The organism is Legionella shakespearei DSM 23087 (genome assembly GCF_000373765.1).
Lineage (GTDB): Bacteria > Pseudomonadota > Gammaproteobacteria > Legionellales > Legionellaceae > Legionella > Legionella shakespearei.
Genome location: NZ_KB892415.1, coordinates 105,784 through 124,473 on the forward strand (window position 1 = coordinate 105,784; position 18,690 = coordinate 124,473).

Genomic DNA, 18,690 nt, shown 5'->3' on the forward strand with positions numbered 1-18,690 from the left:
CTTTGCTAATGGATATGCTATGCTTTCAAACAAATACATCAATTTGAAGGTTAAACATGTCAGCACTCGTTGGATTACCACAGTTCAGTCGTATTGATGTCGATGGTTTTAAAATACATCTTGAAAAGATGTTGAAAGATCATTTGGAACGCATTGATGACTTACTGAAACAAAATCATCATTACACCTGGGATAATTTAATTTATCCTCTCGATGATTTGGAAGACGAACTGGAGCGCTTTTGGTCACCTATGTCGCATTTACATTCCGTGATGGATTCCAAAGCCTTACGTGAATGTTATGACGCCTGCCTGCCTTTATTATCTGCTTATGAAGCGGCAATCGGCCACAACCATAAATTGTATGAAGCGATTAAATCAATAGACAGACATTCTCTGGATGCAGTGCAGCAAAAAATTATTGACGATGCCTTGCGTGGTTTTGAATTATCTGGTGTAGCCTTATCCAAAGAAAAGAAAAAGCGCTTTGAAGAAATTCAGGCAAGGCTTGCGGAATTATCCAACCGCTTTTCAAATAACGTGCTCGATGCAACTCAAGCGTTTACCGTCCACATACTGGACATGGAAGAGCTGGCAGGTATGCCCGCACATGCCTTAAACACTGCGAAAGAACTGGCCGTTGAAAAAGGGTTGGAAGGCTATTTGCTGACCCTTGAGTATCCATGTTTTCAAGCCGTGATAACCCACGCCGAAGATCGCAATTTACGTGAGAAAATGTACCAGGCTTATGTCACCAGAGCATCAGACGTAGGACCAAGCGCGGGCGCTTTTGATAACACCGATTTAATCAATGAAATTCTTGCCTTGCGTCATGAAAAAGCACAACTGTTGGGTTTTAACAATTACGCAGAATTGTCTTTAGCTACCAAAATGGCGGAATCAACTGATCAAGTGATGGAGTTCATGATTGATTTGGTTGACAGGGCGCGAAAACAAGGGAGCGGTGAATTCGAACAGTTACAACAGTTCGCAGCTGAGAAGTTTAATCTTGATCCTGTAGAACCCTGGGATGTTGCCTATCTCTCTGAAAAAAGAAGACAGGATTTATTTTCTTTATCCCAGGAAGATTTACGCCCCTATTTCCCACAGCCCAAAGTCATGCAAGGCTTATTTACCATAGTCAAAAAGCTATACGGAATGACGCTTGAAGAAATTCCAGGCGTTGATGTTTGGCACAAAGACGTACAATGTTACGGCGTTATTGATGAACACAATCAAGTGCGCGGTTACGTGTACACCGATTTATTTGCCAGACCTAACAAACACAGCGGTGCCTGGATGGATTCTTTGCAAAGCAGAAGAAAACTGGAAGACGGCACCATTCAGTTACCCATTGCTACCTTAACCTGTAATTTTGCCAAACCTTCAGGAAACAGGCCCGCCATGCTGTCGCATGATGAAGTAGTCACCTTGTTCCATGAGTTTGGCCATTGTTTACATCATTTACTGACCCAAGTGGACTATCTCAGTGCCTCCGGGATTAATGGCGTTGAATGGGATGCAGTGGAATTGCCCAGCCAATTCTTTGAAAACTGGTGCTGGGAACAAAGTGCGCTGGCTTTAATGACCGGACATGTCGATACAGGCGAGCCACTACCTGCTCAATTATATGACCGTCTGATCACAGCGAAAAACTTCCAATCCGCAATGGCTATGCTACGCCAGATAGAGTTTTCTCTCTTTGATTTCCGCATTCACCAGGAATTCGACAGCAGCCGCAATTCATTAGTCAGTGATGTGCTCAATGATGTAAGGACAAAAACAAGCGTAATACCTCTGGCACCCTACAATCGTTTCCAACACAGCTTCAGCCATATCTTCGGCGGCGGCTACGCAGCAGGCTACTACAGTTACAGCTGGGCAGAAGTCCTGTCCAGCGATGCATTCTCCCGTTTCGAAGAAGAGGGAATATTCAACCCCAAAACCGGCCACGACTTCCTGAAATTCATTCTGCAAGTAGGCGGCTCCAAAAAAGCCTCCGAAGCCTACAAAGAATTCAGAGGCCGCCCGGCAACAGTAGATGCATTACTCCGTCACAACGGGATACAGTAATTTTGCAGAGGGGCATTAATGATTTTAATGCCCTCCCCGTAAGCGGATTAAAAAAATATAAGAAAACACTCTATCACCATGCTAGCTGAATTCAAGCGCTATTTTACGGAACGCACCTATAACCGCTATAAAAATGAGGCGGCTAGTGAGAAACAACAAACAGAACGCTCCATTAAAGAATCATTAATCGTCCTTGAAGCAAACAAAGAAAAAAGCTATGACACGGACAGCTAAAGAGCTGTTTGAAGACATCAGGAAGCGTTTCGAAAGCGATGGGAAATACTTATTCGTGACCCTGGAAGAATTTAAAAAAGATTTCTTCAAACCCCATTTTTATTTCCAATCTTATTATGACAAAGCCCCTACAGTTAAAATTTCCTGGTTTCATGAGTTCTCTGCAGGTATTGACGTTGAAAATAAGAAAAGAATCCCTGGAAGCCTGGAAGGAAAAATTCATTTCATGCTCGAAAAACCTGAGAGCTTATGGCCTGTATTGTTGAAACAATTTAATTTCAAAGCCACGAATGCTGAAGTGACATTTGGTCATCAAACCGAATGGTTACCCGAGCATTTGCTTCATCGTGGAGACAATGGTCGTAAACTACTCGTCTTTCTAATGGGACAACAAGCAGGCATACAACCCAGAGGAACAACACGTTATTGGTTTGAACTGTATTTGCAAACTTTAACAAACCCTAAAAATGGACTGTTTGTCAACAATCAGGAGCACGCGCTAGACCACTTGGCATTGTGTCAGTTACATCAATTTTTTTATGAGTTATCTCAATCTCGCAATACTGATATAAGAAAAGAAAGTGCAGAATTAGTGGTACACGCAGGTAGAACATTTGCTGAATGTGTTGGTGCGCTTTTAAATCAACAAGGTACTTCAAATGAAGCGATAAAAGCAAGACAAGAAATTATTACTCGCTATTACACACTAAATTATAATTTTATGATGAAGAAGATAGGCTCTAATTGGAGTCTGGATTCTGAAGAATTTTTCCAATTATACCAGGTAATATCCTTGTTAAGAGGAATGAAGGTTAAATTTGAATTTTTCCCGATTGTGCCTTTATCCTATGATGAAGCACAAACACTACTTAGCCAGCCTGACGAAGTCATTATATATAATAGAAAAGCAGGTGATAAGATAGAAACAGTTTCTGCCGTGATACCAAACCACAACGAGCGAGAACATGTGATACCCTTATCACACTACTCAAGCCACCTTCATACATTAATACAGTCAGGCGTGAAAATAGTTAATGCTTCAAAGCGAGGCAAGATAATTGATGGACTCAATAGAGATAAATACCTGTGGCTCTTCCAAAATGATTTAGCCACCCTAAAGCAAATACTGGAATCTTCAAACAAAGGTACAGTCAATCGGGTATGGAAGCATTTAGGTAGCAGTGAAAACCCTTTAACGGATAAGCATGCCACTTGCATCACCTTAATTTTAGAATCAACCGGAAACACTACAGATCCTGAAATCTTATTCGAGGTGTTACAAATTATAGAGTATTATTTTGATAGTAAAGAACGTCATCAAGTGTTAGTAAACAATAAAGCGCTGATGGAAATGCGCGGCCTTTCCAGGTTTCAAATCGCAAAACTTATGGGTACTCAACAAGCCTATCTGGATGCATTGGCAAGTGCTTCTGTGTCCCGTGATGCAAAGAAAATAATAGAAGAAATGCCAGCTAATTTTATGGTGCGAGAATTTGAAGCGCAGCCTAATAAGATTAATGGTTATGATAAGCCAAAAAAAGTAGCGCCTTTTGCTTATCTTTTAGATCATTTAAATAAACAGACACATCATAAAGCGGGAGTCCTGCAGTCATTAGAAAGCCCATTTGGTGAAAAATTTATAGAGCAATTACTTAAGTATCCTGAAATGGAGAGAGCTCGTTATGTTTTTGTCTTACAGAAACTCACCACCCAATTGTCTGATGAGTACATCAACACCCATTATAGAGGAATATCACAACTTCTAAGACCAGCACTTTATGAGCTTGGTCAAGATCCTTCAGTCGTGACTAATAATGAAATCAAATCCGATGTTCTTATTCTTGGCCAATACCTTCCTGAGGTTTTTCTGACAGCAATCAACACAGCAAGAGCGGCTGGTGTTGAATGCTATGAACAAAATGGTGAGGATTATTTTAAATCTGGTTTTAGTGCCAAATATACTTACTTGATTCAGGATTGCCTCAAAATTTTTGATGAGAGCCCAGAGTTAGATCAAAAGCAGTTTGAAGAAAAAGTTAAAGAGTGTTTAAAGGAATTTTATGACGACTTATATGAATCATACCCTGCAAAAGAACGTCTGGAAAATCTTACAAACATTAAAATCTTGAAGACACTATATCAAGAGGACAGCGAGCAGCTGGCAGCTAAAGAAAGAGTCGCTGCTGCAAGTGGCGCTGTACAAAGACTCAGTGATGCATTGGCAGAAACAGATGGAAAATTAGACTCTTTGAAAAAGCAAATGGAAGCATTGCACTTAATTAGACACAGGCAATCTCAAGATTTAGACAATGCGAAAAGAAAATTAAGCGATGCGAATGATATATTGGAACAATTAACGCAAAACAAAGCTCACAGGATTTAATTGCCGATTCCCTGGAGTTGGGGGCAGGCTTGAATGCCACCAAGATGCTTGTGTAGCCCGGTCTGCTTGCAGCCGGGAATGGAGTCTGCTTCGAACTTCGGCTGTATAACGAGCATCGGTTCCCGGCTGATTTAATACTCTCCCGCAAGCGAATTAAAAAAGTTACGCTAAGATCGAAACTTAAATTAATGGCAGTGGGAGTGGGGAGAAGGCCGCAGCCATTAAGTTAACGTCAGTTTCGGACAAGAAGCGTGTTTTATCCAGTCGTTACTTCGATGCCGTTCGGGCTGAGGAGAGGCGGTAGCCTCGTCTCGAAGCCTTAGTACAGTGTCAAGGCTTCGAGACAGCGTTATCGCGCTTCCTCAGTCCGAACGGATCGAGGTAAACACTGGCTCAAACAACTTTCTTATCCGAAACTCACGTTAAATTAAGGAGTTCCGCCGTCCCGCGGCTTGTCCGCGGGATCCAGGAATCTCACTCCGAACTTAGATCTCTGGATACCGCGGACAAGCCGCGGTACGGTGGAGTAGCGCTTAAATTAATGACAGTAGGGGAGAAGGCCTGCATGGGTATTCATCCAGGTTTTCTCACCCTAAAATCCTCCCTATCCCAAGAAATATTACATATCTCCCATCATTTTATGTTATACTTAAAGTGTACAAATTGGGGGCGACCTGGCTTCGACGTGGGTTGCGAAACCGGAAGTGCATGCCGAGAATGAGAACTCTCGTAAATCAGACTCAAAAAATATAAATGCAAACGATGCAAACTTCGCTGATAACGTTGATGGAGCAATTGCTGCTTAATCAATAGTTAAAAGCAACGTGTACTGGCCTAAACCCCGGTGCCCCGTTGACCGAGCTCGCTTATTGGTATCGAATCAACGGTCATAGAAGATAAGCTAGCTTCTTAATGAATCCCGAGTTAAGACGCGAAATTCAGGGAATCGCTGTGTACCATCCTGCCCGTCGGAGTGTCCACAGTTAAACCAAAAGACAAGGCTACGCATGTAGAGCTAAAGGCAGAGGATTTGCGGACGCGGGTTCGATTCCCGCCGCCTCCACCAACTTAAAGTTTTTTACCATCCGATAAAGTCCAAAAATCATTTAAAATCAACATAGTTAACCTAGTAATAAGGTCATTAAGGTCTTTTTTCGTCCGTTGACATCCATCATTTTTGGGGGCAACATTGGGGGCAATTCCAATAGCCGTAAATGAGTTGCCCCCAAATGCCTATATCTCCTGTCTCACTTCGTAATATAAAAGCAACAGATAAAACTCAACGCATTTTTGATGGCGGAGGTCTTTATCTTGAAATTACTCCTAAAGGTAAAACATGGTGGAGACTAAAATATCGGTTCAATGATAAAGAAAAAAGGATCTCACTTGGTGTATTTCCTGAAGTTTCTTTGGCTTTAGCACGTGATAGGCGAGACGACGCACGCAAATTACTGGCTAAGGAGATTGATCCAGGTGAACACCGTAAAATAATGAAGCAAGCCTCGTCTGATCGCGCAGCTAATAGTTTTGAGCTTATTGCTCGTGAATGGTTTGTAAAACACTCACCAAATTGGGTCGCAAGCCATGCTGATAAAATTATTCGTCGTTTTGAGCGTGATATTTTTCCTTGGATAGGCGCAACTCCTATTGCTGAAATATCAGCGCCCGCATTGCTTTCGGTCATAAGACGCATTGAAGCGCGCGGTGCTTTGGAAACTGCCCATAGAGCAATGGGTAATTGTGGGCAAGTGTTTCGCTATGCTGTCGCAACAGGGAAGGCGGATCGTGATCCATCCCAAGACTTAAGAGGTGCTCTGCCTCCTGTAAAGGGAACTCATTTTGCCGCCCAAACAGATCCGCAAGGTTTTGCTGAGGTACTAAGAGCAATTGATGGTTATGAGGGTACTCTGACAGTCCGTTGTGCATTACGACTTGCCCCATTACTTTTTGTACGGCCTGGGGAGTTAAGGAGCGCGGAGTGGATTGATGTTGATTTAGAAAAAGCAGAATGGCGTTATATGGTTACCAAAACTAATACCCCTCACATTGTTCCTCTTTCTAAACAAGCAATTGCTCTTTTTCAAGAGTTACATCCCTTAACTAGCCAAGGTCGATATGTCTTCCCAAGCGCGCGGAGTAATGACCGCCCAATGAGTGATAATGCAATATTGGCAGCTTTACGGCGCTTAGGTATTAGTAAAGAAGAAGCAACTGGTCATGGATTTCGGGCGACTGCAAGGACACTGTTAGATGAAGTATTAGGGGTTCGTCCTGACCTGATAGAACATCAATTAGCTCACGCTGTGCGCGATCCTAATGGGCGCGCTTATAATCGGACAGCCCATTTAGTAGAGCGTAAGAAAATGATGCAGGATTGGGCTGATTATTTAGAAAAGCTTAAAACAGAAATCATAGTCAATAAAAGTTAAGCTTAAATTATGGAGCTTCAAATGGATATAAATGATTTGGCGTGGCAAATGCAGCATGAGGATGGATGGTATAAGAATGACTTTGCAAAAGTATTGGCTGCTTATAACAAAGATATCGGTGATGAGTCTTTTTTTAGGGAGCTGCTCTACAATGCCGTTGCCGCAAACAAGCTGACACCTGTCAATTCAATCATTAATTTGAGCACCCCTCCGAGCCAACGTAATTTTTTATTTACTCCTGAGTCGTTAGTCGATTGGGCATCTTCAAAAGTATGGAGTTTACCTCAATCATTTAAAGATGGGAAAAAAGACGAAAATGCGCCACTGACCTTCCAACAAATAATTCAATACCTGTTGAAGCGTAAATTTCCAGATTTAGAACTGATAGAAGCAAGTGTAGGGGAGTATGGTAAGCAATTAGATGCGGTTAATGCCTATTTTAACAGCCTGAAAGAATATGCTTTTGAGGAGTTGGTGTCCCAATATGATCAAGAAAAAAGGCGTGAGCAATTAGTAATGGCCTTGCTTGCTGTTCGAGATGATAAGCTCCGTTTCTTTAATCGATCTGATGCTAAGGCTGATTTTATTCACCACTGTCAGAAAAAAACTTGGACTAAAGATGAAGCTCTTGCTCTTAGTTTTGGTAAAAACCCTAAAATTGTTAATATGGATGTTCTAAATAATTATAGAAAAAATAGACCTGTCAATGATCCACCATCAGACTCAATCTTTATTAAAGATTTTGAAAAACAAAGGGATATCCTTTTTAGCGATCCGTTGCTTGAGGATACTGGTCCTCCAAAAGTTTTTCTTGAATGGTTTGCGGATAATCGTATTCCAATACATCCTGAATTACAAAAAATGACTATTGCTTTTAAGCTTATAGCAGCAGAAAAATACACATGGATGGAAAATATTTTGCAAATTGAGAATCAATCAGAGTTTAAACCTAAGATTCAAGAAGGCAATGAAACCGTACTGTCTTTTGATGATTTTTTCCCATCATTTCCTCAAAAGCCTGATATACCAGCGGAAGTAATTAAGTACTTTTTAACCGAGTATATCTCTTTAAATAAGAAATGCCCTGAGGACTTAGAGGCTTGGAGGTTTATGCATTGTCACCCCACAAAAAAGTATCAAGTAATTGAACAGGGGAAGACTTTGCTTTTAGAAGGTGAGCTATTAGATTTTCCAAACTTTAAAAAAAGGCTTAAACGTTACAAGCGGGGAGTTCAATAGTTTCCAGCAGACACTAGAAATAAGATCTTAACATGACCAATCGAGGACAATCTCGTCCAACTTAAGACAATCATGTCCAGGCTCTTCCAATCACCAATTTTTTTAAATAAACCCTTTAGGATGCTCTTGTTCTTTATTAAACAGGAGTAGCCCATTATGTCTCATTTGCCACAAACAGGTTTTTTACGTCTTCCACAAATTATCGGTAACTCGAAAGTTACTCCTCCAATTAAACCCTTAATTCCGGTTAGTAAATCTACTTGGTGGAATGGTATTAAAGTTGGTCGATTTCCAAAACCGATTAAACTTTCCTCCCGTATTACAGTATGGCGTGTAGAGGATATTCGCCTATTAATTGAAAACGGTGGTGACCCGGTAGATTGGAGATAATTATGGGCTCTAATATTCCTGAGGAAAAAGGTTACTCTAAACTTCCCTATTTTATAGCTACCCCAGTTAAAAAAATTATTGTGTGGTTAGCTGTATGGGAAATAATTTCTGGTAAGAGGGCCGAGTTACTAATACATTGTTTGGGGTTACGGCATGCATAAATTTATTGAGCAATTTCGTTATGCAATTGAACAGTCGGGCTTAACCCCACCAACTGCAATTGAATGCGATAGTAAAATACATCGCTTTTCTAGTAGTGGAAAACCTCAAGATAAAGCTGGATGGTATTTACTATATTCGGATGGTATTCCTGCTGGTTGTTTTGGGGATTGGCGTACAGGGCTAAATCAAAATTGGCGGGCTGATATTGGCCGTTCTCTATCTTCTATTGAGGAAGCAGAGCATAGAGATAGAATAAAAAAAATGCAAATAAAACGTCAAGCCGAAGAGATTTTAATTAAAGCCGAAGCTCAAGCTAAAGCACTGTCGATGTGGAAAAAAGCAAGCCCCGCCCCTGACACGCATGCTTATTTGGTAAAGAAAGGGATTACGACTCACAGTGCGAAACAAATTGACGGTGCATTAGTGCTCCCTTTGAGGGACGAAAATGGCACATTACATTCACTTCAATTTATCAACGAAAATGGAGAAAAACGCTTCCTAGTAGGTGGTCGGGTATCTGGCTGCTATTTTAGTATTGGCTCTATTCAAGATGCGAAAGTTCTTTGCATCGTTGAGGGGTTTTCTACTGGCGCAACTATTCATGAAGCAACAAATTATCCAATTGCTGTAGCGTTTAATGCTGGCAATTTATTAGCAGTCGCAACAGTTATGCGTGAGAAATTTCCCGAGTTAACTCTTATTCTTTGTGCAGATGATGATTTTAAGGTAGATGGTAATCCTGGGCTTACTAGAGCGACTGAAGCTGCGCAGCATGTTAACGGTTTATTAGCAGTGCCAACGTTTGATACTAACAGGCCAGATAATAAAACAGATTTTAATGACATGGCTGAATTATATGGTCTTGAAACTGTACAGAGCGCAATAGCGAATGCAATTGAACCCATGATCAACGACACCTTAAAGAACAAAGTTTTTAATATCTGGCCAGATCCACAGCCAATAAAATCGAGTATTGCAGCGGAACCATACCCCTTGGATGCCTTGCCTGACACTATAAGAAAAGCTGTTATAGAGGTACAGAGTTTCACAAAGGCACCCATTCCACTTGTTGCAGCATCTGCAATTACTGCACTCTCATTGGTCGGTCAAACTTACGTTGATATAAAACGTGCTGAAAAACTATCTGGGCCTACCGGACTGTTTTTAATCACTATTGCTGATTCAGGAGAAAGAAAATCAACTTGCGATGGTTTCTTTACCCGAGCAATTCATGATTACGTGAAAAACAAAGAAGATACCGCCAAACCATTAATCAAAGAACATAGCGCAAAATTGACGGCCTGGCAGTCTAAAGTGGATGGTGTCAAAACCAAAATACGTCAATTAGCTGGAGCAGGTGATGATACTTCTATCCAAGAAAAAGAGTTACTCAATCTTGAATTTATTAAACCAACGTTGCTTAAAGTTCCCAAGCTTGTTTATAGCGATATTACACCAGAAGCATTAAAACTTAATTTAGGTACTACTTGGCCATCTGCCAGCATTGTATCAAGCGAGGGTGGTATTGTATTTGGTGCTCACGGTATGAATAAAGACTCAGTAATGAGGAATCTTGCAACATATAATCAATGCTGGGATGGTAAAAGCGTTCCCACTGATCGCATATCCTCTGCGTCATTAGGTACACAAGAAGTCCGACTGACTATGGGTATTCAGGTTCAGGAGGCAACAATTAGAGAATTTACATCACAATTAGGCAATTTAGCTCGTGGTACGGGATTCTTTGCCCGAGTATTATTTTCTTGGCCTGAATCAACCCAAGGCAGTCGGTTCTATACTGATCCACCAGATAATTGGCCATGTTTGGTGGAATTTAATCAGAGGCTCTCCAGAATATTAAATACATCGCCCCCCATTGATAGTGAAGGAATTTTAACGCCTAAATTAATGACATTAGCAGCTTTAGCAAAATTAGCATGGGTAAGATTTCATGACGGCCTTGAAAGTGAGTTACATAAAGGAGGGGAATTATATGATGTTCGTGATGTAGCCAGCAAAGCTGCTGACAATGCAGCACGATTGGCGTGTCTATTTCATCTACTTGAGCATGGGTTTAATGGGGAAGTAGGTGACGATTCTTTTGACAGAGCCAGTCTGATTATATTGTGGCACTTAGGAGAAGCTCAACGATTCTTTGGAGAATTGACATTGCCTCCTGAGTTAGCAAATGCATTACTTCTCGAGGAGTGGTTAATTGCGTATTGCCAGAAAGAAAAGATTAAGCAAATTCCTTTTTCTAAAGTACTACAATTGGGCCCAAACCGTCTTAGAAAATCATTAATATTAAAAGCGGCATTACAAGAGCTTGAAGATCTTGACCGTGCCAGATTAATTACTAGTCAGAAATATAATTATATTGAAATTAATCCGGCATTGCTTATTGGTTCGGTGAGGAATAAAGATGACTATTGACTCTCTACGAAAAGAAATTAGAACACGAACTGCTATTGCTAATTCTGCTAAAATTGCTAAGGAATTTATAGTAAGCCCTTCCTCCTTAGCAGAATTAGCAGTTTTAGCAGTAGTTCCACCTTCAGAACTAATACCAAAAATAGGATCACAGAATTCGGTTTCAGTTGGAGAGCAACCCGATTTGCAAATGGTAACTTGCAATACTTGTGAACTATTTACACCTGATAAAATTGGTGATGGTGCGGGTATTGGTAATTGTGAATTAGGTATAAAATGGACTCAAGAGTTTACAGGACGCATGCCTTTATATCGTTATTCTGAAAGGCACTGCAAGCAATTCAGTAAAAGTTAATGGATTAATTTCAAGCTAAACAAGGAGTATAAAATGACTGAATTATCAGTGAAAAAAGGTAGACCAACGAAATATAACGATACTTTGGCAAATGAGATTTGCGATACTATTGCTTCCTCAAGTAAAGGTACAAAGAAGTTATGTTTGGAGCACTCACATTGGCCTTGTCAAGATACGTTATTCACTTGGTTAAAAGCATATCCTGAATTTTCCGAGCAATACGCGCAAGCCAAAATATGCCAGATTGAGTTGCTGGTTGATGAAATTTTAGAAATTTCTGATGATGAATCCCAGGATCAGTATGTGAATGAGCTAGGGGCATTAGTCCCTAATCCATCGGCTATAAATAGAGCAAGGTTAAAAGTAGATGTACGTAAGTGGTTGGCATGCAAGCTAGTGCCGAGGGTATATGGTAATAAAATTGACATTGAAAGCGATAGCCGAATGTCTGAGGAACTACGGCAGTTAAGTGCTGATCTTGATGTTAAATATACCCGCGACTATTAGACTCAGCGGTTAGGTAACTAAAGGTGAAACTGATTTAATTTGAATTACAGTTTTCTGTTTTCATGCAGTGACAATAATTTTTATCTTGGTTTATGTTGCTCTCTCTATTAGCGGGATGTAATGTAAACCAGATGTTACTTAATAAAGACATAATGGATAAAAATATTAACAGCCAAAGTTTTCTATTCAGGGATCGCGATGACTTCTTCATATCAATCAAATCGTTGCTCATAATGACCTCATAAAACTAATTTTAATTATACAAGATATAAGTTATACAACGACGAATAGCTATTTTTGTTAAATGTTCTTAAAACTTTCGATGGGTGGAAATAGCTCGCCTACTTCCACATTAAGAGCTTGAGCAATTTTAATTAAATTAAGAGCAGCTATATTCCTTTCGCCACGTTCTACACTACCCATATAACTGCGGTCTACCCCTGATTCAGAGGCAAAAGCTTCTTGAGAGAACCCATGTGCTTTACGCATTTCTCGAATTTTATTACCTAATTTTAGGAGCTGTGGGTCTTTTTTCATGTTTGATAATTTAAGACAAAGGTGATAATGTCACCACGGACTATGAGCACCATTTTTGTGTGCTAGTCTTTGGTGGAAGGTTTTTATTATCGTTTTGTCTCAATTTGCAGGGATTCAAATAAGCACTACACAGGATGAGATTTAACCAGTCATTGGTTATATGAGGCCGTTGATATACTGAAAATCCTTCAATTAGTTAAATTAATTATTAATTACTAAGTGAAGTATGAAAATGAATTCATTAGCAGAAAAAGCTCCTCATTTAATAGAGGAATGGCATAAAAATAAAAATACCATGACACCTTATGAGGTTTCATATTCGTCGAACAAAAAGTTCTGGTGGATATGTAGAAAAGGTCACGAATGGGAGGCTGCTGTAGGGAATCGATACCGAGGAACCGGGTGTCCAGTTTGCAGTGGCAGGAAATTGTCTCAGGAGAATAATTTAGCAGTTAAATGTCCTCATTTGCTCAAAGAATGGCACCCAACTAAGAATGAGCCTTTAACTCCATTTGATGTAACCCCCAGAGGGAAAAACATAATATGGTGGCAGTGTGAGAAAGGTCATGAGTGGCAGGCTACAACAGGGAACAGATATATGGGTACAGGGTGCCCTCAATGCGATGGAAGAGTGGCTACATCAGAATATAATCTTGCTGTTAAAAGCAACCAATTAGCCCAGGAATGGCACGTAGAGAAAAACAACCCTTTAACACCTTTTGAGGTTACACCAAACAGTCAAAGAAGAGTTTGGTGGCAGTGTGAAAAAGGGCATGAATGGAAAACTAATATTGCCGCTAGGTTTAAAGGAACTAATTGCCCTTACTGTATGGGTAAAAGGCCTTCTGCAGAATATAACCTTGCAGTAAAGCACCCTCATTTAATTTCAGAATGGCATGCAGAGAAGAATAAGCCTCTTACCCCAGACAACATAACCCCCGGCTCAAAAAAAGTAGTGTGGTGGCAATGCAAGTGGAATCATGAGTGGCCAGCCGTTGTTCATACGAGAGCTAATGGCCATAATTGTCCAAAGTGCAACATCAGAACCTCTCGTCTTGAAGTTAGACTTTACTGTGAGTTAAAAAGCATCTTTGAAGATGTATTGTGGCAAGAAAAAATTCATACGAGAGAAATCGATGTCTACATTCCCCACCTTACACTAGGGATTGAGGTAGATGGCTTTTATTGGCACCAGAGCGATGAAAGAAAAAAGGCTGATAATGCCAAGCAAATTTTACTTGGTAATAATGGGATTACTTTAATTCGTGTTATGGATGATCGATTGGAAGTAAACGAAAGTAATTCCATTCCTTATGTAAATAACGGAAATCCCCTCGCTGTTATTGTTAATGTCTTAACCTTTATAAGGAGGACATTGGAGCTGACTGAAATTGATGCAAAAAAGATTGATGAGTATATAAGTGCAAATGAATATCAAAGTGAGGGGGAGTACAATGCAATTATATCCGCTCTCCCTAGCCCCTTAATAAAAAGTTCTATTGCAGGGAATCCAGATTTACTTAAAGAATGGCATCCCAATAAAAACAGTTATCAGCCAACACAGTTATCCTATGGTTCAAAAATCAAAGTTTGGTGGCAATGTGGGAAGAAGCATGAATGGGAAGCAACCCCAAATAGCAGAACCCGACCACAAGGCACCGGTTGCCCATATTGTAGTGGGAAACAACCAACTCATGATAATAATTTGGCAGTACAAAGTCCGGAGTTAGTTAAGGAATGGCATCCAGCGAAGAATAATGAACTTAGACCAGAAATGTTTCTACCCAAGAGTAATAAAAAAGTTTGGTGGTTGTGTAAACATTTACATGAATGGCAAGCCACTATTGATAATCGATTCAATGGAACAAATTGTCCAAACTGTTGGAGTGCTAAGAGTAGCTAAGCTATTAGGTCTACATCTCAGTCAAGGTAACCATTTCACCAGATGACACGTGAGTATGTATGAGTTTTAGGGGGGGGTATGTCCCGTGACAAAGCCTACCCCCTTTGTTGAGCATGAGCCTCTCCCTCTTGATAGCCGACGCATTTTTTAGTTATCGGCTCAATTTTAGCATTCTAAAAAAGCTGTCTATAATTTTGCTTTGGGACTAAACGATGATTTTAACTGGGATTTTGATTTGTTGTGTAATGGGCGTGTAAATATCAATATCGGCTTCGCACTCCAAGCTAATGATAAGTGAGTAACGTACTTTTTGTTCTAGCCGGGGATTTTCTTTTGAAGGAAATCCTACTCGATACTTCCACCAACCACCTTGAGGGATTATCGCTAAAATATTTTGATTTGCTAATTCAGCTCCTGTTCCTGTCCATATATCGCTAATTAATGATCCACGGTCGCGTGTTTTTGGTCCAAGTAACCAACTATTTTTACCTCGGCTATTATTTATATTTTCCTGTGAGTCTATTTCTTCTCCTAATGTCAGCTCAGCATTAATCCTCTGTAAAAATGCCTCCGTGGTTTCATTCGCCCTTTTAAGTTTGAAACGGAGCTCATGGGATGCGTATCCATGTTTTGTTTTAGGTGGTAGTTCAGATGGGCTAGGTTCTATGAAATATGACAAAGTAGCTCTTAAAGTTACTTTTTGATCAAATAATTGCTCTAGCTGTTCTTTTGGCCAGGGCAACTCATAAAAATTCATTTCATCATATATGGCATCACTTCCTTTTTTGTGCCCTAATTCATCGATACTTAATTTAAAGGGTTTTAAGTAATCTTGGATAATAAGGCAAGGTTTGTTTTTAAAGCTGTTTAATAAAAACTCTTCATTAGGGACACCATACCCAAACCGCCTTAATAAATTAATTTTTTCCTGCATATTGGCATTATTTATAGGATGGGTTTGAGCTTGGGCAAGCATCGCATCAGTCCATCTTGCACTATGAACAATGAGTCCTCTTACCGTTTCAGGCCAATAATGGGGATATTCTGCCCTTATTATTGCACCTAAACGAGCAGCTTGCGCATTAGCAGCACTTGTATCGGAGCTGTGACAAAATGGCGTTTGTTTCCCAGTAGTTAATACGTGCAAATCAGGGTGGTCTTCTGGAGGAAAATTATCTTTACCAATATGGTTTCCACCTTCCAAAACAACATCAGGTTTAATAGGCCAAGGAGTTTTCCCCCAGCTAACACTTGTGCGTGATCTAGGGGATAACTCACCTGCTTTAGCAATAGGCTCCCAGCTGTCATAATTTGGATCATTTACCCAAATTTTATTTGTATATGCACCAACAGTGATGGCATTCCAGGATTGTGCAGGCTCTTCTATTTCCGACAGATCATTATAATCAAGATAAGTTGTATGTTTTAATTGATCCCTAATATTGCCAGCAGATATAAAGAATAATCGCTTCATTTCATCATCAATTTGCCATTCATTGATATAATCTACAGCAAAAGCCATTTGATCAATTTTTGCTGATAAAGCTGTGGGCTGGCCATTGAGCATAGTTAATGGATACACACCATCTAATTCAAGTGAAATAGTCCAGGATAGGCAAAATACTCTATCGAATTTCGGAGCATTAGTTTCGGCTCTATAAATAGACTGCTCGGTGATAAAGCCAATATGTTCAGGCACATTTTTTCCGTAGGGTGGAAAAACTTTTACTGATTCAAGATAATGTAGAATTTCAATAGTATCATCAGCTTCTAATATGGGTGTTAAGTCACCTAAAAGAGCAAGACCTCCCATTCCGGTACCATGCCCATCATGATCATCAGTTCCCCAATCAGGATGATAAGTATCTATAGTTTCTGGTTTAATAGCTGGCTTAAGTAAGCTATGCTCACTATGTAATCCTGTATCTACTAGACATACGCTGCTGTTTTTCATGTTATAAATAATTCGTTTAGCAAGATTTTCCTGCCATTCCTTTTGCTCACGAGGTTCAAGAGAGTCAAAAAAACTTGATTGTGTACGATTATAACGAAAGCCAGTGAGAGTATTTGTAGCTAATTGTAATTTTTGAAGAAACTTTAGATTACAAGCAATGGTGCATATTTGGCGATCAGGGAAACATAAGTGGTGGGTGGAAATAATAATATCGTCCGCATCTTTTATGAAGGCTCTTACTTGTTCAATACTGCCTTCTCTAAGCCATAATTCCCAACTGCAATATTTATCTTCTATTGGAAAGGGTAAATTATCGGCCCAAAAATCCTTTAATTCTGCAGCAACTATCTTATCAATAGTATTAAAAAGTTCCCGATTCCTTGGGTGTCCATTTTTTGTTTTTTTTGATTCGTCTTGATAGTCCAGAATTTTATTGGGAAGATTATCCTTTTTAGAAGGAGGAATATAAATTACAGCACTACTCGCAACCCCATTCTCATCATACTTTACATTTAATACCTCAATATGTTCTTTGCCTTGTTTATTTTCAAGTCTAATATATTCTAGCCCAATCCCCTCCGGAGCATTAACTTCAATAGCAAATCCTTTATCACCTACGGCATCCTTTATACCATTTTGTTCGCATAAAAGCTGGTAGTTTTGTAACGCTACGGAATAGGCATTTTTTAAGACATTACCATGAATAGCAGGTATTTGATCTGGGATACTATAATCAGATGAACTACCTCCTGCCTTGGGCTTATAAGATTGTGTCTGTTTAATCTCAGGCAGGAGTATGTGAGGAAATTTTTGATGCGTCATTGCTTAATTCTTCTTGTGGCTAGCGGTTTTTCGCTCTTGAATCATAGAGAAAATTTCTTCAGTGGTAATTAAACCATTTTTTTCTAAAACAGCCATTTTTGCTGCATCATCGCATGCTCTTGTTATTTCTGCATGGCTTAATCCACTCGCTTCCCTTTCTATAACAGTCCAATCTATCTCTGGCATTTTGAATTTATAAAGACGATTCTCTATAATTGGTCTGATTTTACTTTTTTCAGGCAGTTCATAGGGAATAACATCATCAAAACGGCGAAAGAGAGCAAAATCAATCGACTCAATATAATTTGTTGCTGCAATAATAAGGCTGTCAGAAGTATCTTCTTCCATAAATGTAAGGAAAGAATTTAAAACACGTCGAATTTCCCCCAAATCATTAGGTGAATGTCTATGGGAGCCTATTGCATCAAACTCATCAAAGAAATAGATCCCTTGTGCAGTACGCATAGAATCAAATACTTGTCGAAGTTTGCTAGCGGTTTCTCCCATATACTTCGTAATTAACCCATCAAGTCTGATGGTGAATAATGGAAGATTTAATTCACTTGATAAAGCAGATGCTGTAACAGTTTTTCCAGTTCCTGGTGGCCCGTATAATAGGAATTTACGTCTTGGATGTAGGCCGTGTTCTCGAAGTTTACTTTGTTGTCTAAATTCTAAAATAATCCGTTTAAAAGTTAATTTAATTTTATCTGAGAAAGTAAGCTCATTTAATTTTATTGTAGGTTCACTTATCGAGAGGAATGCCTCTAACTCATGGGTATGTCTAACAAGGTTGATAACTTTATTTTTACGTTCATTCTTTGATTTGGCTTTATCGATTAATTGTTTTAATTCTTGGGCGAGTTTAGAGTGTCCCATGCGAGCTTCGTGGGCGGCTACTTGCATTGCCACAGTATAAAAGTACTCATCGTTACCTTCTATATGGCTTCTAAGTAATTGAATTAATTGTTCTGCTTTAGCCATTTTGCGCCAATTTAAGTTTAATCTACATTATAGCTATATAATAGTATCCCTGAAGATAATTCACTAGTACTATTTATATCCCACATGAATAAAGAGTCATGTTTGGATAGTTACGTCTACTGTCTAAATACTATGAATTAAGAAAGTAACAATTGATTGAATTCACCCTGGCGTACTTACAATCGAGTATAAGATTTCATCGTTGGGGGCAACTTTGGGGGCAACAAAATTTTTTATAAATTTAAAAGCATTAAATAACAATAGGTTAATCGATTAGTTCAATAGCCGC

Annotated in this window: 13 protein-coding genes and 1 other RNA gene; 11 read left to right on the forward strand and 3 right to left on the reverse strand. The window is 39.5% G+C overall.

From position 1 onward, the window contains the following. Positions 1-56: 56 nt before the first annotated feature. The 10 genes from B094_RS0111370 (at position 57) to B094_RS0111425 (ending at position 12,201) form a co-directional block, all read left to right on the forward strand. Positions 57-2,072, forward strand: a complete 2,016-nt coding sequence (locus B094_RS0111370) for a M3 family metallopeptidase (RefSeq protein WP_018577937.1) — start codon at positions 57-59, stop codon at positions 2,070-2,072. Between the two features lie 78 nt (positions 2,073-2,150). Further along, entirely contained in the window at positions 2,151-2,306 is a 156-nt protein-coding gene (locus tag B094_RS17355; RefSeq protein ID WP_018577938.1) for a hypothetical protein, read from the forward strand. After that, positions 2,290-4,689, forward strand: a complete 2,400-nt coding sequence (locus tag B094_RS0111380; protein WP_018577939.1) for a hypothetical protein — start codon at positions 2,290-2,292, stop codon at positions 4,687-4,689. Before B094_RS17355 ends, B094_RS0111380 begins: the two co-directional genes overlap by 17 nt. A 665-nt stretch (positions 4,690-5,354) precedes the next feature. Further along, positions 5,355-5,755: a transfer-messenger RNA gene (ssrA, locus tag B094_RS17020) on the forward strand. A 163-nt stretch (positions 5,756-5,918) separates the two neighbouring features. Further along, positions 5,919-7,118, forward strand: a complete 1,200-nt coding sequence (locus B094_RS0111390; protein ID WP_018577941.1) for a tyrosine-type recombinase/integrase — start codon at positions 5,919-5,921, stop codon at positions 7,116-7,118. Between the two features lie 21 nt (positions 7,119-7,139). Beyond that, entirely contained in the window at positions 7,140-8,357 is a 1,218-nt protein-coding gene (locus B094_RS0111395) for a hypothetical protein (protein ID WP_018577942.1), read from the forward strand. A 156-nt stretch (positions 8,358-8,513) separates the two neighbouring features. Beyond that, positions 8,514-8,747: a helix-turn-helix transcriptional regulator gene (locus B094_RS0111405; protein ID WP_018577944.1), complete on the forward strand. Its 234-nt coding sequence runs from the start codon at positions 8,514-8,516 to the stop codon at positions 8,745-8,747. A gap of 153 nt (positions 8,748-8,900) precedes the next feature. Further along, the gene (locus tag B094_RS17025) at positions 8,901-11,342 is read left to right on the forward strand and encodes a DUF3987 domain-containing protein (protein ID WP_018577946.1); all 2,442 of its coding nucleotides are present in this window, start codon (positions 8,901-8,903) and stop codon (positions 11,340-11,342) included. Continuing rightward, positions 11,332-11,694, forward strand: a complete 363-nt coding sequence (locus B094_RS0111420) for a hypothetical protein (RefSeq protein ID WP_018577947.1) — start codon at positions 11,332-11,334, stop codon at positions 11,692-11,694. Before B094_RS17025 ends, B094_RS0111420 begins: the two co-directional genes overlap by 11 nt. A gap of 33 nt (positions 11,695-11,727) precedes the next feature. Beyond that, positions 11,728-12,201 carry a terminase small subunit-like protein gene (locus B094_RS0111425; protein WP_018577948.1) on the forward strand — a complete coding sequence of 158 codons (474 nt, stop codon included), beginning with the start codon at positions 11,728-11,730 and terminating at the stop codon, positions 12,199-12,201. 300 nt (positions 12,202-12,501) lie between these two features. Here B094_RS0111425 and B094_RS0111430 read toward each other — a convergent pair whose 3' ends face one another. Continuing rightward, positions 12,502-12,738 (reverse strand): helix-turn-helix domain-containing protein, encoded by a 237-nt coding sequence (locus tag B094_RS0111430; protein WP_006870620.1) that lies wholly within the window; start codon positions 12,736-12,738, stop codon positions 12,502-12,504. A 232-nt stretch (positions 12,739-12,970) separates the two neighbouring features. Between B094_RS0111430 and B094_RS16545 the strand changes: the two genes are divergently transcribed. Continuing rightward, the gene (locus tag B094_RS16545; protein WP_237762267.1) at positions 12,971-14,641 is read left to right on the forward strand and encodes a zinc-ribbon domain-containing protein; all 1,671 of its coding nucleotides are present in this window, start codon (positions 12,971-12,973) and stop codon (positions 14,639-14,641) included. 205 nt (positions 14,642-14,846) lie between these two features. Here the strand turns inward: B094_RS16545 and B094_RS0111440 are convergent, their stop codons facing one another. Continuing rightward, on the reverse strand, positions 14,847-17,417 hold the full coding sequence (locus B094_RS0111440) for a S8 family peptidase (RefSeq protein ID WP_018577950.1): 2,571 nt from the start codon (positions 17,415-17,417) through the stop codon (positions 14,847-14,849). 3 nt (positions 17,418-17,420) lie between these two features. Further along, positions 17,421-18,401, reverse strand: a complete 981-nt coding sequence (locus tag B094_RS0111445; protein WP_018577951.1) for an AAA family ATPase — start codon at positions 18,399-18,401, stop codon at positions 17,421-17,423. Positions 18,402-18,690: the final 289 nt, after the last annotated feature.

Coding starts and splice junctions, on each gene's coding strand:
- B094_RS17355 (WP_018577938.1), top strand. CDS start 2,151: ATGCTAGCTGAATTCAAGCGCTATTTTACGGAACGCACCTATAACCGC.
- B094_RS16545 (WP_237762267.1), top strand. CDS start 12,971: ATGAATTCATTAGCAGAAAAAGCTCCTCATTTAATAGAGGAATGGCAT.
- B094_RS0111395 (WP_018577942.1), top strand. CDS start 7,140: ATGGATATAAATGATTTGGCGTGGCAAATGCAGCATGAGGATGGATGG.
- B094_RS0111390 (WP_018577941.1), top strand. CDS start 5,919: ATGCCTATATCTCCTGTCTCACTTCGTAATATAAAAGCAACAGATAAA.
- B094_RS17025 (WP_018577946.1), top strand. CDS start 8,901: ATGCATAAATTTATTGAGCAATTTCGTTATGCAATTGAACAGTCGGGC.
- B094_RS0111440 (WP_018577950.1), bottom strand. CDS start 17,417: ATGACGCATCAAAAATTTCCTCACATACTCCTGCCTGAGATTAAACAG.
- B094_RS0111445 (WP_018577951.1), bottom strand. CDS start 18,401: ATGGCTAAAGCAGAACAATTAATTCAATTACTTAGAAGCCATATAGAA.
- B094_RS0111430 (WP_006870620.1), bottom strand. CDS start 12,738: ATGAAAAAAGACCCACAGCTCCTAAAATTAGGTAATAAAATTCGAGAA.
- B094_RS0111425 (WP_018577948.1), top strand. CDS start 11,728: ATGACTGAATTATCAGTGAAAAAAGGTAGACCAACGAAATATAACGAT.
- B094_RS0111370 (WP_018577937.1), top strand. CDS start 57: ATGTCAGCACTCGTTGGATTACCACAGTTCAGTCGTATTGATGTCGAT.
- B094_RS0111405 (WP_018577944.1), top strand. CDS start 8,514: ATGTCTCATTTGCCACAAACAGGTTTTTTACGTCTTCCACAAATTATC.
- B094_RS0111420 (WP_018577947.1), top strand. CDS start 11,332: ATGACTATTGACTCTCTACGAAAAGAAATTAGAACACGAACTGCTATT.
- B094_RS0111380 (WP_018577939.1), top strand. CDS start 2,290: ATGACACGGACAGCTAAAGAGCTGTTTGAAGACATCAGGAAGCGTTTC.